A 17,294-nucleotide genomic window follows, 5' to 3' on the forward strand; every position below is an offset into this window, starting at 1 on the left:
TCTACTCCAGCGGGTAGACAGCCTCCGGCTGATAGATCGCGCCCTCGTGCGCCAGGAAGCTGGAGTAGAGCGTGAAGTCCGCCACCTCGAACGGCGGGCAGCGGAACAGCGCATGCTCGGTGAAGTAGCTCTGCAAGCGGTCACCTGGGTGCGACTTGAAGCGGGCCAGGGTCACGTGCGGCTTGAACTTGCGCTTTTCCGGCGGCTGGCCGGCGCGCTGCACGGCTTGTTCGACCTTTGCTTGCAGGCGCTCCAGCATCTCGTTGGTCTCGACCCCGACCCAGACGGAGCGCAGGCGCTTGCCGTCGCCGAACTCGCCGACGCCGGAGAGCGTGAGCGGGAAGCGCGGAAAGCGGATGCCGGAGAGCGCGGCGTCGATGTCTTCCGCGTCGTGGCCGTCGACCTCGCCAATGAACCGCAGCGTCAAGTGCAGGTTCTCCGGCGCCACCCAGCGGGCGCCCGGCAGGCCGGAGCAGAGGCCGCAGAGCCTTTCACGCAGGGTTTCGGGCAGGGAGAGGGCGATGAAGAGACGCATGGCGATGCTGAGCCTGTGATCCGCGGGGACCGACGATCCCTTTGAACGACAATAAACCGCGATCCCGCCCCAAGGCAGGGATCAGGGGCCGCGATCAGGGGCAGGGATAGGTGTAGCGCTTGTGAATATCCTCCAGCGCGGCCAGCAGATCGTCGCTTAGGCTGACCTCGGCGGCGCCGATGTCGGTCTTCAGCTGGTCCAGGGTGGTGGCGCCGATAATCGCCGCCGTGAGGAAGCGCTGGCGCAGCACGAAAGCCAGCGCAAGCGCCGCCGGATCGAGGCCGTGGTCCCGGGCGATCTGCACGTAGGCCGCCGTTGCCTTGTCGGCCTGCGGTCCCTGGTAGCGACGGTTGTCCGGCCACAGGGTGCGCCGCGCGCCCGCCGGCCACTGATCGTTCAGGTACTTGCCGGTCAGCGTGCCGGCGGCGAGCGGCGCGTAGGCCAGCAGACCGACGTCCTCGCGGATCGCGACCTCGGCCATGCGGGTCTCGAAGCTGCGGTTCAGGAGGCTGTAGGGGTTTTGAACTGAGGCCACCCGAGGACCCTTACCCTGCTCGGCGCCGGTGACGAAACGCATGACGCCCCAGGGATTCTCGTTGGAGAGGCCGACATGACGCACCTTGCCGGCCTTCACCACGACATCGAGTGCCTCCAGGGTTTCCTCGATCGGCGTCTCTTGCGCGCCGTCCTCGTGCTGGTAGGCCAGCTTGCCGAAATCGTTCGTGGCGCGGTCGGGCCAGTGCAGCTGGTAGAGATCGATGGTGTCGGTCTTCAGCCGCTTCAGGCTGGCCTCCACCGCCGCCGCGATGTGCTTGCGGTCGAAGCGGGTCTCGCCGCCGCGAATGTAGGGGAAGCGCCCGGCGTTGGGGCCGACGATCTTGGTTGCGATGATCACCTTGTCGCGTGTGCCGCGCGCGGCCATCCAGTTGCCGATGATCTCTTCGGTGCGGCCGTAGGTCTCGGCCCGGGTGGCGATGGGGTACATCTCTGCGGTGTCGATGAAGTTGACGCCCTGGTCGAGGGCATAGTCCAACTGTTGGAAGCCCTCCTGCTCGCTGTTCTGCTCGCCCCATGTCATGCTGCCCAAACAGATCGCGCTGACCTTCACGTCCGTGCGGCCAAGCCGGCGGTATTCCATCGATCGTCCCTTCCAAACAAAACGGCACGGCCGCGCGCCCGACCGGCGGCGGCCGTGATAAAGACAGAGCGCCCTACAGCAGCAGCGTGAGCACGCCGGTGTAGCCGTAGAGCCGGTTGTTGCAGATCTCGCCGTTGGCGAAGAAGCCGGTGAGCGGCATATCCCCGAAAGTCTCACGGATCAACTGCAGTTCCTCGGAATTCGGGCCGAAGAGATGCCGACCGCGCGCCACGCAGGAGAAATAGAGCGCGCCACGCGGCGTGCCGCCGGCCCGCTCGCGCAGGTCTTCCAGCATGCGCTTCAGGTCGGCCTGCGCGGTCTGATGATCGCGGCGGCAGAATTTCAGCCGGTCGCCGGCGCGCAGCTCGGCGCCGACCTGCAGCCAGCCGCGCCCGGGGTCGATGCCGATGAGGTTGCGCACCAGGTAGTCGCCGGTGTCGCTGCCGGGAATCGGCAGCGCCGCGAAGATGTAGCCGGCGATGCGCCGGAGATCGCGCGCCAGCAGTTCGCCGACCTCCTCGCGGAGCACGTCCAGCGCCGGTCGCCCGTCGATCATGGCGACCACGCCCGGGCCGCCGATCTCGGTCACCCGGTGCTCATCGCCGATCGGCGAGCAGCCCTGGGAGAGGCCGGTGACCACCATCTGCTCGGAGCTGAACAGCACGCCTGACAGCCCGCCGTCGCCCACGTCGCAGCGGCCGACGTCGCCGGCGACCTGGGGCAGATCGTGCTCCGAGGCGGTGAGGCCGCCGACCAGGAAAGCCGAAGTCGTCGCGGCGAGACCCTCGACAATCTCGATGATCGCCGGGTTGCGCGGATCGCCGTGCACCACCCCGAGGATCGGGCGGTGGCGAGCGATCCAAGCGCCGTGCGCGGCGGCAAAGGACTGGAAACCGCCTGCCGCCGGCGCGGCGGTGAGCGGCCCGAAGGTCCGGCAGGCGTCCTCCGGCAGCGCGGCGACCAGCAGCGAGAGGGCGGGACGGTCATAGTATTCGATGCCGTTGGCGACCACACCGAGGCCGACGGTTCCCGCCCAGCGCGGAATGCCGGTGCGCTCTCGCAGGAAGGTGACGATGCTGCCAAGGTCGTCGGCCAGCACGTCGGTGGCGTAGACGAAGCCCAGGTTGGCCCCTTCCGGCAGCTCGCCCAGCGCGTCCAGGCAGGCCTTGGCAACGGCGGCCCAAGACTGGCCGCCGGCCGCGCCGTCGCTCTCCTCCAGCGCGGCGTGCGCCGCCTTGTAGCGCCCGGCGCGCTGGGCGCCGCTGTGCAGGCTGGAGAGGAGAGTCATGGCGCTGGCGTTCCCCTAGTTGCCCGCAGCGTCGCCCGCATCCGGCCGTTGTGCCAGGTTCTTGGCCTCCAGCAGGCGGACGACGTGGGGCTTGATGCGCGCGACGATCTCCGCCACGCCCGCGGCATTGGGGTGAATGCCGTCGGCCTGGTTCAGCGCGGGGTCCGCCGCGACACCGTCCAGAAAGAAGGGATAGAGCGGCACGTCATGCTGCTTGGCGAGGCGGGGGTAGACCGCGTTGAAGTCCTCCCCGTACTCGCGGCCCAGATTGGGCGGTGCCAGCATGCCGGCGAGCAGGACCGGAAGGCCTTCGCCGGTCAACTTTGCCAGGATGGCGTCGAGATTCTCGTAGGTCGCCTGCGGATCGAGGCCCCGCAGGCCATCGTTGGCACCGAGTTCCACGATCACCGCGTCGGGGTCGTCTGCCAGCGCCCAGTCGATGCGCGCCAGGCCGCCGGCGGTGGTGTCGCCGGAGTTGCCGGCATTGAGCACGGTGACGTCGAGACCGTCGGCCTTCAGAGCCGCCTCCAACTGGTCCGGAAAGGTCTCGCCGGCCGGCAGGCCGTAGCCGTGCGTGAGGCTGTCGCCGAAGGCCATAAGGCGCACCGGCTCCGCCGCCGCCGGAGAGGCCGCGGCCAGCAACAACCCGAGCACCGGGCCCAGCAGCCCGGCCGGGCCGGTCATTCGCAAGCAAGAGATCTGGGTGGAAAATCGCATCCTGCAGCCTGTGGCGGGTATCAGGCCCCGTTTGCAGGGCGGCCCGAAGGAGAACTCAGTCTTTTCAAGAAGTAAGGCCTTCGTGTCCGGGGATCAAGCCGGGTGGGCCGGGCCGGGCGGCCAGCGGCCGCGCCATAGCCAGTGGACAAAAGCGCTCCACAGCCTAGCATAGGCTTGAAGTCATTGAATTTTCCGACGGGAGGGGACCGTGGGCAGGCGGACTGCACCCCGCTCTCCCGGTAGCCCCATCTAAAGGTATCGCATGCCAATGAGGGGCTGACCGCCGCCGCCGGCATCGCCCGAGGGCACCGCGTCAACGCGTTGAAATCCCCGCCAATCGGTCCATATGCCTTCCAGGCCGTACAACAAAGGCGATCCATGACCCCGCACGACCCCGTCCCTGCCCGGGCCACCGCCGCCATGTCCCGGCCTTCTTCCGGCACCGCCGCGACAATCATGATCGAGCTCGACGGGGTGGAACTCACCCTGCCGTCGGCCGCCGGGCCGGTGCACATCCTGCGCGGTCTCGACCTGGTGATCGGGCGAGGCGAGACGGTGAGCGTCGTCGGCCCTTCGGGCTCGGGGAAATCATCGATGATGATGATCGTGGCCGGGCTGGAGCGCGCCAGCAAAGGCGCGGTCACCGTCGGCGGCACGCGCTTCAACGGCCTGGACGAGGACACGCTTGCCCGCTTCCGGCGCGATTCGGTCGGCATCGTGTTTCAGGACTTCCACCTGGTGCCGACCATGACGGCGCTGGAGAACGTCGCCATCCCCCTGGAGTTCGCCGGCCGCGACGACGCCTTCGAGCGCGCGGCCGAGTGCCTGGAAGCGGTCGGCCTCGGCCACCGCCTGACCCATTATCCGGGCCAGCTGTCGGGCGGCGAGCAGCAGCGCACGGCCCTGGCCCGCGCCTTCGCGCCCGGCCCCGACCTGCTGCTGGCCGACGAGCCGACCGGCAATCTGGACGGCGAGACCGGCCAGCAGATCATCGAACTGCTGTTCCAGCTCCAGGCCGAGCACGGCACCACCCTGGTCCTCATCACCCACGACCCGCAGCTCGCTGCGCGCTGTGCCCGTTCGGTGAAGCTGCTGGACGGCCTCATCGTCGATGACGTGGCAAACGGTGGCACCAAATACGGCGATCCGGCTGCCAGCGCGGCCGGCCTGTGAGCAGCCTGGCGGAAAGCGCGGCCGGCGCGGCCGGCGCCGGTCGGCAAAGCCGCTGGCCGCTGGCCCTGCGCCTCGCCCGCCGCGAGCTGCGCGGCGGCCTCAAGGGCTTTCGCATCTTCCTTGCCTGCCTGACCCTCGGCGTCACCGCCATCGCCGGCGTCGGCTCGGTCTCCGACTCGCTGCTGACGGGACTGCAGCGCGACGGACGCATCCTGCTGGGCGGCGACATGGACCTGCGCCTGACGCACGTCGCCGCCGACGCCCGCCAGCTCGCCTTCCTCGACAGCCGCGCCGACGTCTCCCAGGTTGCCGAGATGCGCGCCATGGCCAGGGCCTCAGAGGCCCGTAGCGACGGCGGGAGCGCACGCCGGGTGCTGGTCGAACTGCGCGCCGTCGACTCGCTCTACCCGCTGTTCGGTGCCGCGGAGATCACGCCGGCGGGCGACCTGTCCTCCGCGCTGGAGAAGCGCGACGGCCATTGGGGCGCCGCCATCGATCCCAGCCTGCTGCGCCGACTTGATGTTCAGCCCGGCGCGCTGGTGCGTGTCGGCGACATCGACTACCGCATCACGGCGGTGCTGGAGCGCGAGCCGGACCGCACCTCGCGCGCCTTCACTCTGGGACCGACCTTCATGGTCGCCCATGACAGCCTCGCCGACACCGGCCTGGTGCAGCCGGGCAGCCTGATCCAGCACCACTACCGCTTGCGCTTCGATGCCGGCGTGACGCCGGCGGCGATGCGCACCGCCCTGGAAGACAGCTTCCCCGAGGCCGGCTGGCGCATCCGCGATACCACCGAGGCGGCACCCGGCATCGGCCGCTTCATTAACCGACTGACCCTGTTCCTGACCCTGGTCGGCCTCACCGCCCTGCTGGTCGGCGGCGTTGGCGTCGGCAACGCGGTGCGCAGCTACCTGGACGGCAAGACGGCAACCATCGCCACGCTGAAGTGCCTCGGCGCACCGGGGCGGCTGATCTTCCAGGTCTACATGGCGCAGATCCTGGCGCTGGCTTTCGTCGGCATCGCCATCGGCCTGGTGCTGGGCGCCAGCGCGACCTACCTCGCCGCCGGCGTCCTGGGCGACGCCCTGGGCTGGCGCGCCGAGGTCGGGATCTATCCCGTGCCGCTGGCCGTCGCCGCCGCCTTCGGGGTGCTGACCGCCATCACCTTCTCGCTGTGGCCGCTGGCCAAGGCGCGCAGCGTCGCCGCCGCCAGCCTGTTCCGCGACCTCATCGCGCCTTCCGGCACGAGCGCGGCGCTGCTGCGCAGCACCCTGCCGGCGCTGATCCTTTTCGGGGGCCTGCTGGCCGCACTGGCGATCTTCACCGCCGCCGACCGGCGCCTCGCCTTCTTCTTCGTCGTCGGTGCGATCGGTGCCTTGCTGCTGTTCCGCCTCGCCGCCGTCGCCATCATCGCCGCCGCGCGCCGCCTGCCGCGGCCGCGCCGGCCCGGCCTGCGTCTGGCGCTGGCCAACCTCTACCGCCCGGGCGCGCCGACCGCCTCGGTCGTCATGTCGCTGGGCCTCGGGCTCACCGTGCTGGTGACGATCGCCCTCATCGAAGGCAACCTGACGCGCCAGGTGCGCCAGAGCCTGCCGGAGGAGGCGCCCGGCTTCTACTTCATTGATATCCAGCCGGACCAGGTCGCCGAGTTCGACGCCCTGGTGGAGAGCTTTCCCGGCGTCACCGAGCTGCAGCAGGTGCCGATGCTGCGCGGGCGCATCGCCGCCGTGAACGGTGTGCCGCCCAGCGAGATGGAGATTCCCAGCGACGTGCAATGGGTGTTCCGCGGCGACCGCGGCCTGACCTGGATGCGCGAGCCCCGGGCCAGCGACAGCATCACCGCCGGCGACTGGTGGCCGCCCGACTACGACGGCCCGCCGCTGGTCTCGCTGCACGACGAGGTCGGCAACGCACTGGGCATCGGGCCCGGCGATCAACTGACCATTAACATCCTGGGCCGCAACGTGGATGTCACCATCGCCAACCTGCGCGAGGTCGACTGGGCGAGTCTCACCATCAACTTCGTGATGATCTTCTCGCCCGGCCTGCTGGAGCAGGCGCCGCAGAGCCACATCGCCACGGTGAAGGCGGATCCGGAGACCGAGGACGCGCTGGAGATCGCCGTCACCGACCGCTTCACCAATGTGTCCTCCATTCGCGTGAAGGAAGCCCTGGAGCAGGTCGGCGCCCTGATCGCGCAGATCGCCGTCGCGGTGCGCGCCATCGCCGCCGTCGCCCTGGTCGCCGGCGTTCTGGTGCTGGCCGGCGCCGTCGCCGCCGGGCACCACCGGCGGGTCTACGATTCCGTGGTCCTGAAGGTCCTGGGCGCCACCCGCGCCAGCCTCGCCCAGGCCTTCCTGCTGGAATACGGCCTCCTGGGCCTGGTCACCGCCACCATCGCCGCCGCGATCGGCACCCTGGCCGCCTTTCTGGTGCTGACCGAGATCATGCAGGCCGACTTCGTCTTCCTACCGCAGGCGGTGATCGTCACCGCCCTGCTCGCGACCGCCATCACCGTCGGCTTCGGCTTCGTCGGCACCTGGCGGGCGCTCGGCCAGAAGGCGGCGCCCCTGCTGCGCAACGAATAGCCAAAACCACATGGCAAACCTGTGGTTTAGCGCGCTGATTTTTGGGCAAAATTTACGCACAATCCGTGCGATAATTGGGTTGATTCGCCTCTGGGAACTCCCAATATTACCATACGAGATAAAGGGAGAGCGCGGCCCTGTCCGCGCAACATAACGAAAGGGTGCTTTAGATGGCTCTCGGTGACCGCAGATATATGGCCCAAACGCAGACCCAGGCCGGCGTTGGGCAGATTGATGAGGGCCTGCGCAAGTACATGCTCGGCGTCTACAACTACATGGCGCTGGGCGTCGCCTTTACTGGCGTCGTCGCCCTGTTCATCGCTTCGCAGCCGGAGTTGATGCAGGCGATCGCCTTCAGCTCGTTCCGCTGGGTGCTGTTCATCGGCATTCTCGGCCTCGGCTTCTTCGCGCCGCGGGTTATGATGAGCGGCTCGATGGCGATGGCGCACGGCGCCTTCTGGGTCTATGCCGGGCTGTGGGGCGCGCTGATGTCCCCCATGTTCGTGCTCTACACCGGCGACAGCATGGTGCGGGTGTTCTTCATCACCGCCGCCACCTTCGCCGGCGTCAGCCTGTACGGCTACACCACCAAGCGCAATCTCGCCCCCATGGGCGCCTTCCTGGCGATGGCGACCATCGGCATCCTGATCGCGCTGCTGGTGAACATGTTCCTGCTGCAGTCCGGTGGTTTCCACCTGATCCTGTCCATCGTGGTGGTGCTGGTCTTCTCGGCCCTGACCGCCTACGAGACGCAGATGATCAAGGGCATGTACGCCGAGGGCGACAGCGGCGAGATACAAAGCCGCAAGTCGATCTTCGGTGCCTTCGCCCTCTACGGCAGCTTCGTGACCCTGTTCGTCTGGCTGCTGTCGATCTTCGGCGTGGCGCGCGAGTAACCGTACCAGCCCACTCAAACGACGAAGGCCCGGAACGAAAGTTCCGGGCCTTTTGCATTGGGCAACGGAAGCTCAGATGCAGCGGCCGCCGTCGACCTCCAGGGTGACGCCGGTCAGGAAGGCCGCCTCGTCGGACGCGAGGAAGGCGGCGGCGTGGGCGATGTCCTTGGGCGTCGAGAAACGGCCCAGGGGAATGGTCGCCTCGAACCTTCGGCGATTCTCCGGTGTGTCGGGCACGCCCATGAAGGTCTCCATCAGCGCCGTCTCGCCGATTACCGGACAGATCGCGTTCACCCGGATGTTGTCGGGCGCCAGCTCGACCGCCATCGACTTGGTCATGACGTTCACCGCGCCCTTGGAGGAATTGTAGACCGTCAGGCCCGGGCGCGGCCTGATCGCCGCCGTCGAGCTGGTGTTGATGATGCAGCCGCCGCCCTGGGCACGCAGCAGCGGGATCGCCTCCAGCGCCGCCAGGTAAATCGCCTTCACGTTCACCGCGTAGATGCGGTCGAACTCCTCCTCCGTCACCTCGGTCATCGGCTTGTTGCGGTGAGCAACGCCGGCGTTGTTGACCACCACGTCGAGGCGCCCGTAGGTATCGAGCGCGGCGCGCATCATCGCCGCCACGTCGGCCTTCACAGTCACGTCGGCTTTGATGCCGACTGCTGCGCCGCCAGCGCGGTCGATCTCCGCTGCCACCGCCTCGGCCGCCGCGCCGTCGATGTCGGCCAGCACCACCCGGCCGCCCTCGGCGGCGAAGAGCCTGGCGATCCCGGCGCCGAAGCCGGAGCCCGCGCCGGTGACCACGGCAACCTTTCCCTGCAGGCGCATGACGCTTTTCCTCCCTGAGCTAAATTCTGGGCCCCAAGACGCTGGCCCCGGCGACTCCGGCACGGAACGCTCATAGACCTTTCGCTGCCCAGCGGCGATACTGTCCAGCGATATTTCAGCACTTTATTATATAGAGCGGCGCCTATTGAATGGGGGTGGGCCCACGATGACAGCCTACGTTATCGCGCAATTGACGGTAACCGATCCCGAAGGCTTCGAGGCCTACCGCCAGGCGGCACACCCGGTCGTCGAGGCCTACGGCGGGCGGTTTCTGGTGCGGGGCGGCACCATCTCGGCGCTGGAAGGCGAGCCCGGCCGGCCCAGCGTCATCGTGCTGGAGTTTCCCGACAAGGCGGCGGCGGAGCGCTTCTACAATTCGCCGGAGTATCGGGCGATCCTGCCGATGCGGCTGAGTACCGCCACGGGCACCGTGATCGTGGTCGAAGGCGGCGTCTAGAGCAGATCAGGGTCGGATCCACACGGTCAGAAGGCACCCCCAGTGTAGCGCCGTCTGAGCGCGATCCGATCTAGAGAATGCTGTCGCTGAAGCCGGGCGGCTTCCAGCCGGCACGCCACTGCTCCAGCGGTATCACGTGGGCGGCGCGTCCGTTGTCCTCGAACCAGCTGTCGATGGCGTAGGCCCTGCCGCTGGCGGTTTCGATGACCACCGCGCTCTGATGCGGCCAGGCGCCGTCGATCAGCACGCCGCGTCCGGCCCAACCCTGCAGCTTGTGCCAGTGGAGATAGCCGGCCTTGTCCAGCAGCGTCAGATAGACCGAGGTGTTGGTGGTCTCGTCGTAGCAGTCGATCTGGTCGTCGCCGCCCATGGCGTTGAAGGTGCCGCCACGGTCGCCGGCCGTGCCGGTCTTGCGGCCGACGGCGGCCTCCAGGATACCGATGGCGCCGGCGATGCGGTGACGCTCGATGCTGGCCTCCGCTGCCGGCTCGGCGAAGAGGTCGGCGACCGGCTGCCATTCCAGGGCGGTGAGCCCAACCTCGGAACGCAGGCGGCAGCCGTGGCCATGGCAGATGGTGAAGGCGCCGCGTTCGGCACCGACGACTTGACGCTCGGCCATCAACTCTTCGTAGCCGCCGCCGGACGTGCCGCAGGCGGCCAGCGCGAGCGCCAGACCGGTCAGCGCCGATAGGCCGCCCCTGATTGCCATGTTTCCCTTCTCCGCAGCATCCCCCTCGAAGGACCGCATTAAATCATCCCGGCGTTGGGCAGGCAAAGCGGCAGATGGGTTGCCGGAGCCGCCTCGCTTCACGGGGATTCTTTGGCCTGTGCGGATGTGTTTTAATCGCGCCCCGATGAACGACGTACCGGACGCCGCGCCGACGGCGGCGGCGTGTAACCACAGGGAGGCTTTGCCATATGCGCTGGAGCGAGCGCCGCACGCGTTTTCGTGCCCTTTTCGCGGGCGACCGCTGCGTCCATCCCGGCTCGGTCTTCGATCCGCTCTCGGCGCGCATCGCCGAGGAGCTGGGCTTCGAGGCCGGCATGTTCGCCGGCTCGGTCGCTTCGCTGACCGTACTGGGCGCGCCGGACCTCATCGTGCTGACGCTCAGCGAGTTCGCCGAGCAGGCCTACCGCATCAACCGTGCCGGCGAACTGCCGCTGATGGTCGACGCCGACCACGGCTACGGCAACGCCCTCAACGTCACGCGCACGGTCGAGGAACTGGAGGCCGCCGGAGTGTCCGGCCTTTCCATCGAGGACACTCTGCTGCCGCAGTCTTTCGGTTCCCTCGATAAGGCGCAGCTGATCTCCGTCGAGGAAGGCGCCGGGAAGATGCGCGCGGCACTCGCCGGGCGGCGCGATCCCAAGCTGCTGATCGCCGGGCGCACCTCGGCCGTCTCGATTGCCGGCGTCGACGACGCGATGCGCCGCATCGCCGCCTACGAAGCCGCCGGCGTCGACGCCATCTTCCTGATCGGCGTGAAGACGAAGGAGCAGTTGCAGGCGCTGCGCGGCGTGGTGAAGCTGCCCTTCATTCTGGGCGGCGCCGGACCGGAGATCGCGGACCTCGACTATCTCTCCGGCATGGGCGTGCGCCTCTGCCTGCAGAGCCACGCACCCATCATGGCGGCGGTGCAGGCGACCTACGACACCCTGAAGGCGCTGCGCGACGGAACGCCGCCCAAGGAACTGAAAGGCATCGCCACGCCCGACACCATGAAGCGGCTCACCCGGGCCGCCGACTACAGGATGTGGACGGAAGACTTTCTGGGCGGCAGCTAGGAAACCTGAATCTGCGTCGCCGTGTTGTTCACCAAATCAGTGAGTGAATCGACGCTACCGGTACCGGAGCCGACGAAAGTGATCGAGGCGCCGTTGTCGAAGGCCACGGTGACATCGCCGCCGGCCCCACCGTCGCTGACATCGCTGACCGCGGCCAGCAGGTCGCCAAGATCGCTGTCACCGTCGTTGTCGGCATCTACCACATCATCGAAAGCCAGGATGTCCTGGCCGCGCGCGAAGCCGGCGATGCTGTCGTCACCGTCGCCGCCGGCCGTGCCGAACTTGGCGAAGCGATAGGTGTCTACCCCCGCGCCGCCATCGAGCAGGTCGTCGCCGCCCGCGCCGGTGAGCCGGTCATTGCCGTCGCCGCCGCGCAGCACGTTGGCACCCGCGTCGCCGATCAGCCTGTCGTTGGCTTTGCCGCCGATCACGTTCTCGATGGAGACGAAGGTCTCGCTGCCGCTCGCTGTCGTCATGACGCCGGCGGCCAGGTCGACGTGCAAGGCGGCGCGCGCGCCGGTAAACAGGATCGTGTCACTGCCGGCGCCACCATTGTAGCTGTCGGTGCCGCCACCGCCCTTCAGTGTGTCGTCGCCCGCTCCGCCGAGCAGCAGGTCGTCGCCGGCGAGACCGCTGATGACGTCGTTGCCGGCGCCGCCGTCGAGGGTGTCCGCCGCCGCCGTGCCGGTGAGGGTGTCGTCACCGCCATTGGCGCCATCCGGCACTGACGCGTCGCTGAGCGCATAGGTGCGGATCCAGTCGATCTTCATCTCCGCGCCGTCGGCGAGGTCGGCGCCCGGCGTGCCGGCGATGCCGCCGAGCGCCAGGTTCACGATCATGTACATCGGATCGTGCATGTCGCTCGGCGTCTCGGTCGTGGCGACCACCACGCCGTCGTAGGTCCAGGCGATTTCCTCCGGTCCCCAGAGGACGCCGTATCTGTGGAAGCCCTCGCTGTCGGCGACGTCGGCATAGAGCGTTTCGGTGATGTGCTGGCCGCTCGCCGCACTATGCGCCGTGAGGATCAACTGGTCCGGCCTTTCGCCGATCTTTTCGATGACGTCCAGTTCGGGCGGCCAGGTGCCGTCCGCCGGCAGCAGCCAGAAGGCGGGCCATGTGCCGTGGTCTTCCGGCATGTCGGCGCGGATCTCGAAGTAGCCGTAGGTCTGCGCGAAGGACGAGTAGCTCGTCAGCATGCCCGAGGTGTACTTGTAGCCGCCGATTTCGGCCTGGATGTCCGCCTCCGCCGGCGCGGCGGTGATGGTGAGGACGCCGTCGTGGATGCTGAAGGGATTGACCGCGGCGGTCGGCGCGTAGTCGGTGTCGATGTACCACTGGTCTTCGCCGCTCAGCGAGGAGCCGGAGGGATCGCCCCACCAGTAGTTCGAATCCCAGGTGCCGCTGTCGCCGGTCCGGAGGTCGAGGCTGTCGAAGTCGTCCTGGAAGGTGAGCGTCCAGGCGCTGGTGTCGACCTCCAGGGCAAACTGCCCGGCGGCGAGGTCGTCGACGTCGGTGTCGGCGAAAACCAGGATCTCGCCGTCGCCGAGGTCGAGCACCGCGTCGGCGCCGTCCTGCGTGAGGTTGGCGGTGATCTGATCGAAGGAAGAGAAGCCGAATCCAGTCAGCCGCAGACTGTCCTGCGCGGTGAAGTCGAGGATGAGGTCGCTGCCGTCCCCCCGCGATACGGCGAAAACGTCGGCGCCCGCACCGCCGATCAGCACGTCGTCACCCGCTTCGCCGTCCAGCGTCTGCGAGCCCGATGCGCCGGAGACGATGTTGTCGAGAGCGTTGCCGATGGCCTGTCGGCCGTCGCCCGTGACCACCAGGTTCTCTACGTGGGCCGGCAGGCGGTAGTCCATCCAGGTCTTGACCGTGTCGGTACCACTGTCGGCCTGTTCGAGCACCGCGTTGCTGCGCGAGTAGATGTTGTAGATGTCGTCGCCGAGACCGCCGGCGAGCGTCGTGGTGACGCCGCTGTCGCCCCAGAAGGAGTCCGCTTCGCCGGTGCCTTCCAGCAGCGGGCCGGCGTTGGTGGCGGAAAAATGATGCAGCGAGGTGGCGCTGTAGGAAAGCAGCACACCCCGAGCGTTGGCGACATCCGTCATGGCGGAACTCCCGCTTCCTGTGTTGAACATTCGGGCCAGCCCTCAAGAGAGCCCCTTCAGGGAGACGGCCTAACATCGAAAACCATTCAAGGTGGTAAACGGATTTCGACTTCGCCCGTTGATGTCACAAGAATCTGCGCGGGTTCCCGGATCGGCGGAATGGGCGCGGCGCTTCCGCGCGTCACGCGGGAAAACGGAGAAGTGGCGCGGGAGGAGGAGGAATGGTGCCGCCTGGGTGACTTGAACACCCGACCCTCGCATTACGAATGCGATGCTCTACCAGCTGAGCTAAGGCGGCACTGCGGCCGGGGCCCCTCGAGACTTGAGGCAACCCGGCAGTTCCTGGGCGCGGACATTACGGCGAAGCCGCGCGTTGCGCAAGACCCGCGGCGCCCGGTCATAAGACGGCGCAAGTCCGCTTCTAGCTAAGGCTTTCGCCTTAAACCGCGGTTAACGCGGCGGCCTCCGCGGCCCTCAAAAGGCCGTCTTACGACGTGGGGCGGGGCGGCATGTAGCCCTCGACCGCCGCGGCGTCGGAATCGTCGTCGTCGGCCGGCCGCGCAGCCGGTTCGGCCGCTTGGGGCCTCTGGGCACCGTCGCCCTCGCCTTCCGGCTTGGCAATCGGCTTCACCCGGTCCGGCGGGCCGGGCAGCGGGGTCACCGCCGGCAGGCGCGGCGTTCCGGCGGCGGACAACTCGACCACCGGCGCGGCGTGGGGGGCCGGGGGAGCCACCGGGGGTGCCGCCTTGGCGGCGATGCGCGGCAGGTCATCACCGGCGGCGGCCAGCGCCCCGACACGGCGCGGCAGACGCCAGTCGAGGCTGTCGAAGGTGCCGCAGGAGCCGCAGTTGGCGCTCCAGCGGCTGGCGACGGCGCCGCAGCTGTCGCAAACCCAGGCGGGATCGGGCGGGGCCGCGGCGGCGCGCTCCAGCCAGCGCCGCGCGCTGGCGGTGTCATGGCGCTCGGCCTCCTCCAGGCGGGCCATGAGGCGGCAGACCTGCGCACGCGGCGGGTCCTCGCCCGCCAGGGTCACCAGTTCGGCGAGGTGGCGCCGCGCCTCGCCCCACAGCCCGGCCTCCAGGGTCGCCTCGGCCAGCGCCAGGTGGCTTTCGCGGTGCTTGGGGTTCAGGGCCGCCAGCCGGGTGAAGCGCTTCACCTGCTCCAGCGGCTTGGCCTCCGGCGCGGCGGCGCGGTAGAGCGCCGCCAGCTCGGCGCTGGGCGTGCGCGGCCAGGAGCGCTCGACCACCTTGGCGGCCTCCTTCCAGGCCTTGCGCTCGACGGCGAGGCGCGCGTGCAGCAGCGCGGCGGCCAGCAGGTCGGGATCGCTGCGGTCGGCGAGCCGTGCCTGGGTGAAGGCTTCCTCCTTCTGGCCCTCGGCCAGCAGGCGTTCGGCCTTGGCCAGGGTGATGACGGCGCCCTTGTGGTCCGCATCGGCCTTGTCCATCGCCTTGATCTTCACGGCCTGCTTCAACGCCGCGGAGGCGGCCTCCAGGTCGCCGCTGCGCTGGCTCAACTCGAAGAGGTTGGTCACCACCCAGGGGGTCTTCGGCCGCAGGGCATGAGCCTGGCGCACGTAGCCGAGGGCGCGCTGGTGGTCGCCCTCGCGCAATGCCTGCATGAGCAGGCCGCGCAAACCGAGGAAACGTGTCTCCGGCTTTTCCAGCATGGCGTTGAAGTACTTCTCCGCCGCCTTCTCGTCGCCGTTCAGCTGTGCCGCCTGGGCGGCGAGCAGCAGGGTGATCGGCGGATCCTCCAGCAGGTCTTCGGCGCGGCGTGACCAGCGCTGGGCCTCCTGCGCGTCGCCGGCGGCGACCGCCACCATGCCTTGGCTGAGTGCCTTGTACCCGCGGCTGCGGCGGCTGTCGGTTCTCGCCTGGCCGATGCGGCGAGGCGTCCCGAGAATGGCGCGGATGACACGGTAGAGCAGGATGACCACGACGGTGAAGGCAAGCACGGCCAAGACCAGCAGGCCGATCGGGGGTTCCAGGCGATAGCCGAGCCACTGGATGGAAATTTGCCCCGGATGGAGCGCCAGCCAGTAGGCGGCGAGGCTGGCGGCGGCGGCGAGGACCGCGAAGAGGATTGCGCGGCGCATGGGCTTCAGCCGCCGGCCATGCCGGAGAAACGCTCCGCCACCAGGGCGCCCAGCGCGCTCACGGCGCGGTTCGCGGCGAGGCGTGCCTCGGCATCGGCGCGCCAGTTCGCCGCTGCCTCGGCCGCAGCGCCCTCCAGCGTCGCGATCTCGGCAACCGCACCGGCGAGGTCGCCGTCGTTCAGCTTCACCTCGGCGCGCGCGGCGACGGCCGTGGGTGCGTCACCCTCGACCAGGCCGACCGGCCTGAGGTTCACCGCTTCGGCGACGCGGCGCAGCACGCCGGCGGTCCAGCCCTCGCCTTCCCGGCCCACCTCGATCGCGGCGATGCGGCGGGCGACCTGGGGAAAGGCCGCCTGCAGGTCGCGCAGGCTGGGCAGCCCGGCCGGCGCGCGGCGTTCCAGCGGTTCGATGATCGGCATCAGCGCCTCGTCTTGCTCCGCCAGGGCCTTCAGCATGTCGAGCGGCTCGGCGAAGGGCCCGGAGCCCTGCAGCGCGTCGCGCAGCTGCAGCGCCGCCAGCAGCAACAAGGTTTCACGGCTGCCCGGCGCCGCCTCGCGGGCCGCCGTCGTCGCCTCCAGATCGGCTTCCGCCGCGGCAAGACGCTGCGCCAGCTCGCGCTGCTGCACCAGCATCTCGTCGAGACGCTGGGCTTCGCTGCCCAGGCGGTCGATCACCTCCGACGAAGGTGCGCCGGCAAGTTCACGCGCTGAGGCGACGTCCTGCTCCAGCGCCGCGAGGCGGTCGGTCATGCGCGCCAGCTGCGCGTTCAGCGATTCCACCGCGGCGCGGGTATCGGGGTCCTGCGCGCCGCCCTGCGACAGCGCGGCTTCCAGGGTCGCCAGACGCTCGTTGAGCGAGGAAAGCGCCGCCGCGTTGTCAGCCGGCAAGGCCGCCTGCAGGTCGTCGAGGCGCGCCTGCAGATCGCCCAGGGCGGTCGCATCGCTCTGTACCGCGCCGCCGGGTTGCAGGAAGGGGCCCCAATAGGGCTGGGTCAGCACCGTGGCGGTGGCGACGCCGGCGGCGAGTACCACGCCGATCACCAGGCCCGGCATGAACCCGGACGCGCGCGAGCGCGCGGGTGCCGAATCGCGCCGCGCGTCCGCCGGGCCCATCCCGCCCTTGCCCGGTTCGCTCTTGCCCGGCTCGGTCTTAGCGGCAGCCGCCCTTGCGGCGGCGGCGGTCGCTGCGGAAGCCGCCGGCCTGTCCGCTTTTTCCGCCGGTTTTTCTGCGGTGCCTTCGTTCACTTTGCTTGCCTCGCCCTCGATGACCTGCGGCTGCGCGGATGCCCCTTCGGCGGCCGAGGCGCGCAGCATCTCGGCGTCGATGGCGATGTTGTTCTCACGCGCCGCGGCGCGGATCTGATCGTGGCGGTTGGCGGGGATCGCGGCGCGTTCCTTCCAGCCCTGCACCGTTGAGACGGCAAGCCCCAGCGTCTTGGCCATGGGGCGGATACCGCCGAAGGCTTCGATGATGGTCAGCGCCGGCGCCTCGGCCGCAGCGCCCTGCTTGTGCTCGCCCGGATTTTGATCACCCGGATTTTGATCACCCGGATTTTGATCACCCGGATTCTGGTGACCGGGTTTCCGGTCGCCGCCCTGCGGGCCGCTGCTGCCGGCCCCGGCGTTGCCGCCGTTTTGCCCGTCGGATGTGGTCATGTCTTCTTGTCGGCTTCCCCGCTGCTGT

The 17,294-nt window shown here is 69.0% G+C and carries 14 protein-coding genes and 1 tRNA gene; 5 read left to right on the top strand and 10 right to left on the bottom strand.

Going from position 1 to position 17,294, the window contains the following annotated elements; all coding sequences use genetic code 11:
• Window position 1: 1 nt before the first annotated feature.
• From thpR to WDC82_RS05515, 4 genes are all read right to left on the bottom strand, one after another.
• Window positions 2-535: an RNA 2',3'-cyclic phosphodiesterase gene (thpR, locus tag WDC82_RS05500; RefSeq protein ID WP_340116252.1), complete on the bottom strand. Its 534-nt coding sequence runs from the start codon at window positions 533-535 to the stop codon at window positions 2-4.
• A 94-nt stretch (window positions 536-629) separates the two neighbouring features.
• The gene (locus WDC82_RS05505; RefSeq protein WP_340116253.1) at window positions 630-1,673 is read right to left on the bottom strand and encodes an NADP(H)-dependent aldo-keto reductase; all 1,044 of its coding nucleotides are present in this window, start codon (window positions 1,671-1,673) and stop codon (window positions 630-632) included.
• A 73-nt stretch (window positions 1,674-1,746) separates the two neighbouring features.
• A complete protein-coding gene (locus tag WDC82_RS05510; RefSeq protein WP_340116254.1) occupies window positions 1,747-2,961 on the bottom strand; it encodes an FIST C-terminal domain-containing protein in 1,215 nt (404 codons plus the stop codon).
• A 15-nt stretch (window positions 2,962-2,976) separates the two neighbouring features.
• Complete coding sequence (locus WDC82_RS05515) at window positions 2,977-3,645, bottom strand: arylesterase (RefSeq protein ID WP_340116255.1); 669 nt, start codon at window positions 3,643-3,645, stop codon at window positions 2,977-2,979.
• Between the two features lie 453 nt (window positions 3,646-4,098).
• Here WDC82_RS05515 and WDC82_RS05520 point away from each other — a divergent pair, with 453 nt between their 5' ends.
• The 3 genes from WDC82_RS05520 (at window position 4,099) to WDC82_RS05530 (ending at window position 8,338) form a co-directional block, all read left to right on the top strand.
• Window positions 4,099-4,851: an ABC transporter ATP-binding protein gene (locus WDC82_RS05520; RefSeq protein ID WP_340116256.1), complete on the top strand. Its 753-nt coding sequence runs from the start codon at window positions 4,099-4,101 to the stop codon at window positions 4,849-4,851.
• Entirely contained in the window at window positions 4,848-7,442 is a 2,595-nt protein-coding gene (locus WDC82_RS05525) for an FtsX-like permease family protein (protein ID WP_340116257.1), read from the top strand. The genes WDC82_RS05520 and WDC82_RS05525 overlap by 4 nt, the downstream gene beginning before the upstream one ends.
• 170 nt (window positions 7,443-7,612) lie before the next feature.
• On the top strand, window positions 7,613-8,338 hold the full coding sequence (locus WDC82_RS05530) for a Bax inhibitor-1/YccA family protein (RefSeq protein WP_340116258.1): 726 nt from the start codon (window positions 7,613-7,615) through the stop codon (window positions 8,336-8,338).
• 72 nt (window positions 8,339-8,410) lie between these two features.
• Here the strand turns inward: WDC82_RS05530 and WDC82_RS05535 are convergent, their stop codons facing one another.
• Window positions 8,411-9,169 (bottom strand): glucose 1-dehydrogenase, encoded by a 759-nt coding sequence (locus WDC82_RS05535; protein WP_340116259.1) that lies wholly within the window; start codon window positions 9,167-9,169, stop codon window positions 8,411-8,413.
• 166 nt (window positions 9,170-9,335) lie between these two features.
• Here WDC82_RS05535 and WDC82_RS05540 point away from each other — a divergent pair, with 166 nt between their 5' ends.
• Window positions 9,336-9,626 (top strand): DUF1330 domain-containing protein, encoded by a 291-nt coding sequence (locus tag WDC82_RS05540; RefSeq protein WP_340116260.1) that lies wholly within the window; start codon window positions 9,336-9,338, stop codon window positions 9,624-9,626.
• A gap of 70 nt (window positions 9,627-9,696) precedes the next feature.
• Here the strand turns inward: WDC82_RS05540 and WDC82_RS05545 are convergent, their stop codons facing one another.
• Window positions 9,697-10,335 (bottom strand): hypothetical protein, encoded by a 639-nt coding sequence (locus tag WDC82_RS05545; protein WP_340116261.1) that lies wholly within the window; start codon window positions 10,333-10,335, stop codon window positions 9,697-9,699.
• 209 nt (window positions 10,336-10,544) lie between these two features.
• Here WDC82_RS05545 and WDC82_RS05550 point away from each other — a divergent pair, with 209 nt between their 5' ends.
• Window positions 10,545-11,411 (top strand): isocitrate lyase/PEP mutase family protein, encoded by an 867-nt coding sequence (locus WDC82_RS05550; RefSeq protein ID WP_340116262.1) that lies wholly within the window; start codon window positions 10,545-10,547, stop codon window positions 11,409-11,411.
• Here WDC82_RS05550 and WDC82_RS05555 read toward each other — a convergent pair.
• From WDC82_RS05555 to WDC82_RS05570, 4 genes are all read right to left on the bottom strand, one after another.
• Window positions 11,408-13,516, bottom strand: a complete 2,109-nt coding sequence (locus WDC82_RS05555) for a family 16 glycosylhydrolase (protein ID WP_340116263.1) — start codon at window positions 13,514-13,516, stop codon at window positions 11,408-11,410. The genes WDC82_RS05550 and WDC82_RS05555 overlap by 4 nt on opposite strands.
• Window positions 13,517-13,738: 222 nt before the next feature.
• Window positions 13,739-13,814, bottom strand: a tRNA-Thr gene (locus tag WDC82_RS05560).
• Window positions 13,815-14,003: 189 nt separating this feature from the next.
• The gene (locus tag WDC82_RS05565; protein ID WP_340116264.1) at window positions 14,004-15,611 is read right to left on the bottom strand and encodes a heme biosynthesis HemY N-terminal domain-containing protein; all 1,608 of its coding nucleotides are present in this window, start codon (window positions 15,609-15,611) and stop codon (window positions 14,004-14,006) included.
• 5 nt (window positions 15,612-15,616) lie between these two features.
• On the bottom strand, window positions 15,617-17,266 hold the full coding sequence (locus WDC82_RS05570) for a carph-isopro domain-containing protein (RefSeq protein ID WP_340116265.1): 1,650 nt from the start codon (window positions 17,264-17,266) through the stop codon (window positions 15,617-15,619).
• Window positions 17,267-17,294 lie beyond the last annotated feature (28 nt).

Source organism: Pelagibius sp. 7325 (assembly GCF_037652055.1).
Classification (GTDB): Bacteria; Pseudomonadota; Alphaproteobacteria; order Kiloniellales; family Kiloniellaceae; genus Pelagibius.

What these genes read in the sequence shown, in the direction of transcription:
- thpR (WP_340116252.1), bottom strand. Translation starts at nt 535, where the DNA reads ATGCGTCTCTTCATCGCCCTCTCCCTGCCCGAAACCCTGCGTGAAAGG.
- WDC82_RS05505 (WP_340116253.1), bottom strand. Translation starts at nt 1,673, where the DNA reads ATGGAATACCGCCGGCTTGGCCGCACGGACGTGAAGGTCAGCGCGATC.
- WDC82_RS05510 (WP_340116254.1), bottom strand. Translation starts at nt 2,961, where the DNA reads ATGACTCTCCTCTCCAGCCTGCACAGCGGCGCCCAGCGCGCCGGGCGC.
- WDC82_RS05515 (WP_340116255.1), bottom strand. Translation starts at nt 3,645, where the DNA reads ATGACCGGCCCGGCCGGGCTGCTGGGCCCGGTGCTCGGGTTGTTGCTG.
- WDC82_RS05520 (WP_340116256.1), top strand. Translation starts at nt 4,099, where the DNA reads ATGTCCCGGCCTTCTTCCGGCACCGCCGCGACAATCATGATCGAGCTC.
- WDC82_RS05530 (WP_340116258.1), top strand. Translation starts at nt 7,613, where the DNA reads ATGGCTCTCGGTGACCGCAGATATATGGCCCAAACGCAGACCCAGGCC.
- WDC82_RS05535 (WP_340116259.1), bottom strand. Translation starts at nt 9,169, where the DNA reads ATGCGCCTGCAGGGAAAGGTTGCCGTGGTCACCGGCGCGGGCTCCGGC.
- WDC82_RS05540 (WP_340116260.1), top strand. Translation starts at nt 9,336, where the DNA reads ATGACAGCCTACGTTATCGCGCAATTGACGGTAACCGATCCCGAAGGC.
- WDC82_RS05545 (WP_340116261.1), bottom strand. Translation starts at nt 10,335, where the DNA reads ATGGCAATCAGGGGCGGCCTATCGGCGCTGACCGGTCTGGCGCTCGCG.
- WDC82_RS05550 (WP_340116262.1), top strand. Translation starts at nt 10,545, where the DNA reads ATGCGCTGGAGCGAGCGCCGCACGCGTTTTCGTGCCCTTTTCGCGGGC.
- WDC82_RS05555 (WP_340116263.1), bottom strand. Translation starts at nt 13,516, where the DNA reads ATGACGGATGTCGCCAACGCTCGGGGTGTGCTGCTTTCCTACAGCGCC.
- WDC82_RS05565 (WP_340116264.1), bottom strand. Translation starts at nt 15,611, where the DNA reads ATGCGCCGCGCAATCCTCTTCGCGGTCCTCGCCGCCGCCGCCAGCCTC.
- WDC82_RS05570 (WP_340116265.1), bottom strand. Translation starts at nt 17,266, where the DNA reads ATGACCACATCCGACGGGCAAAACGGCGGCAACGCCGGGGCCGGCAGC.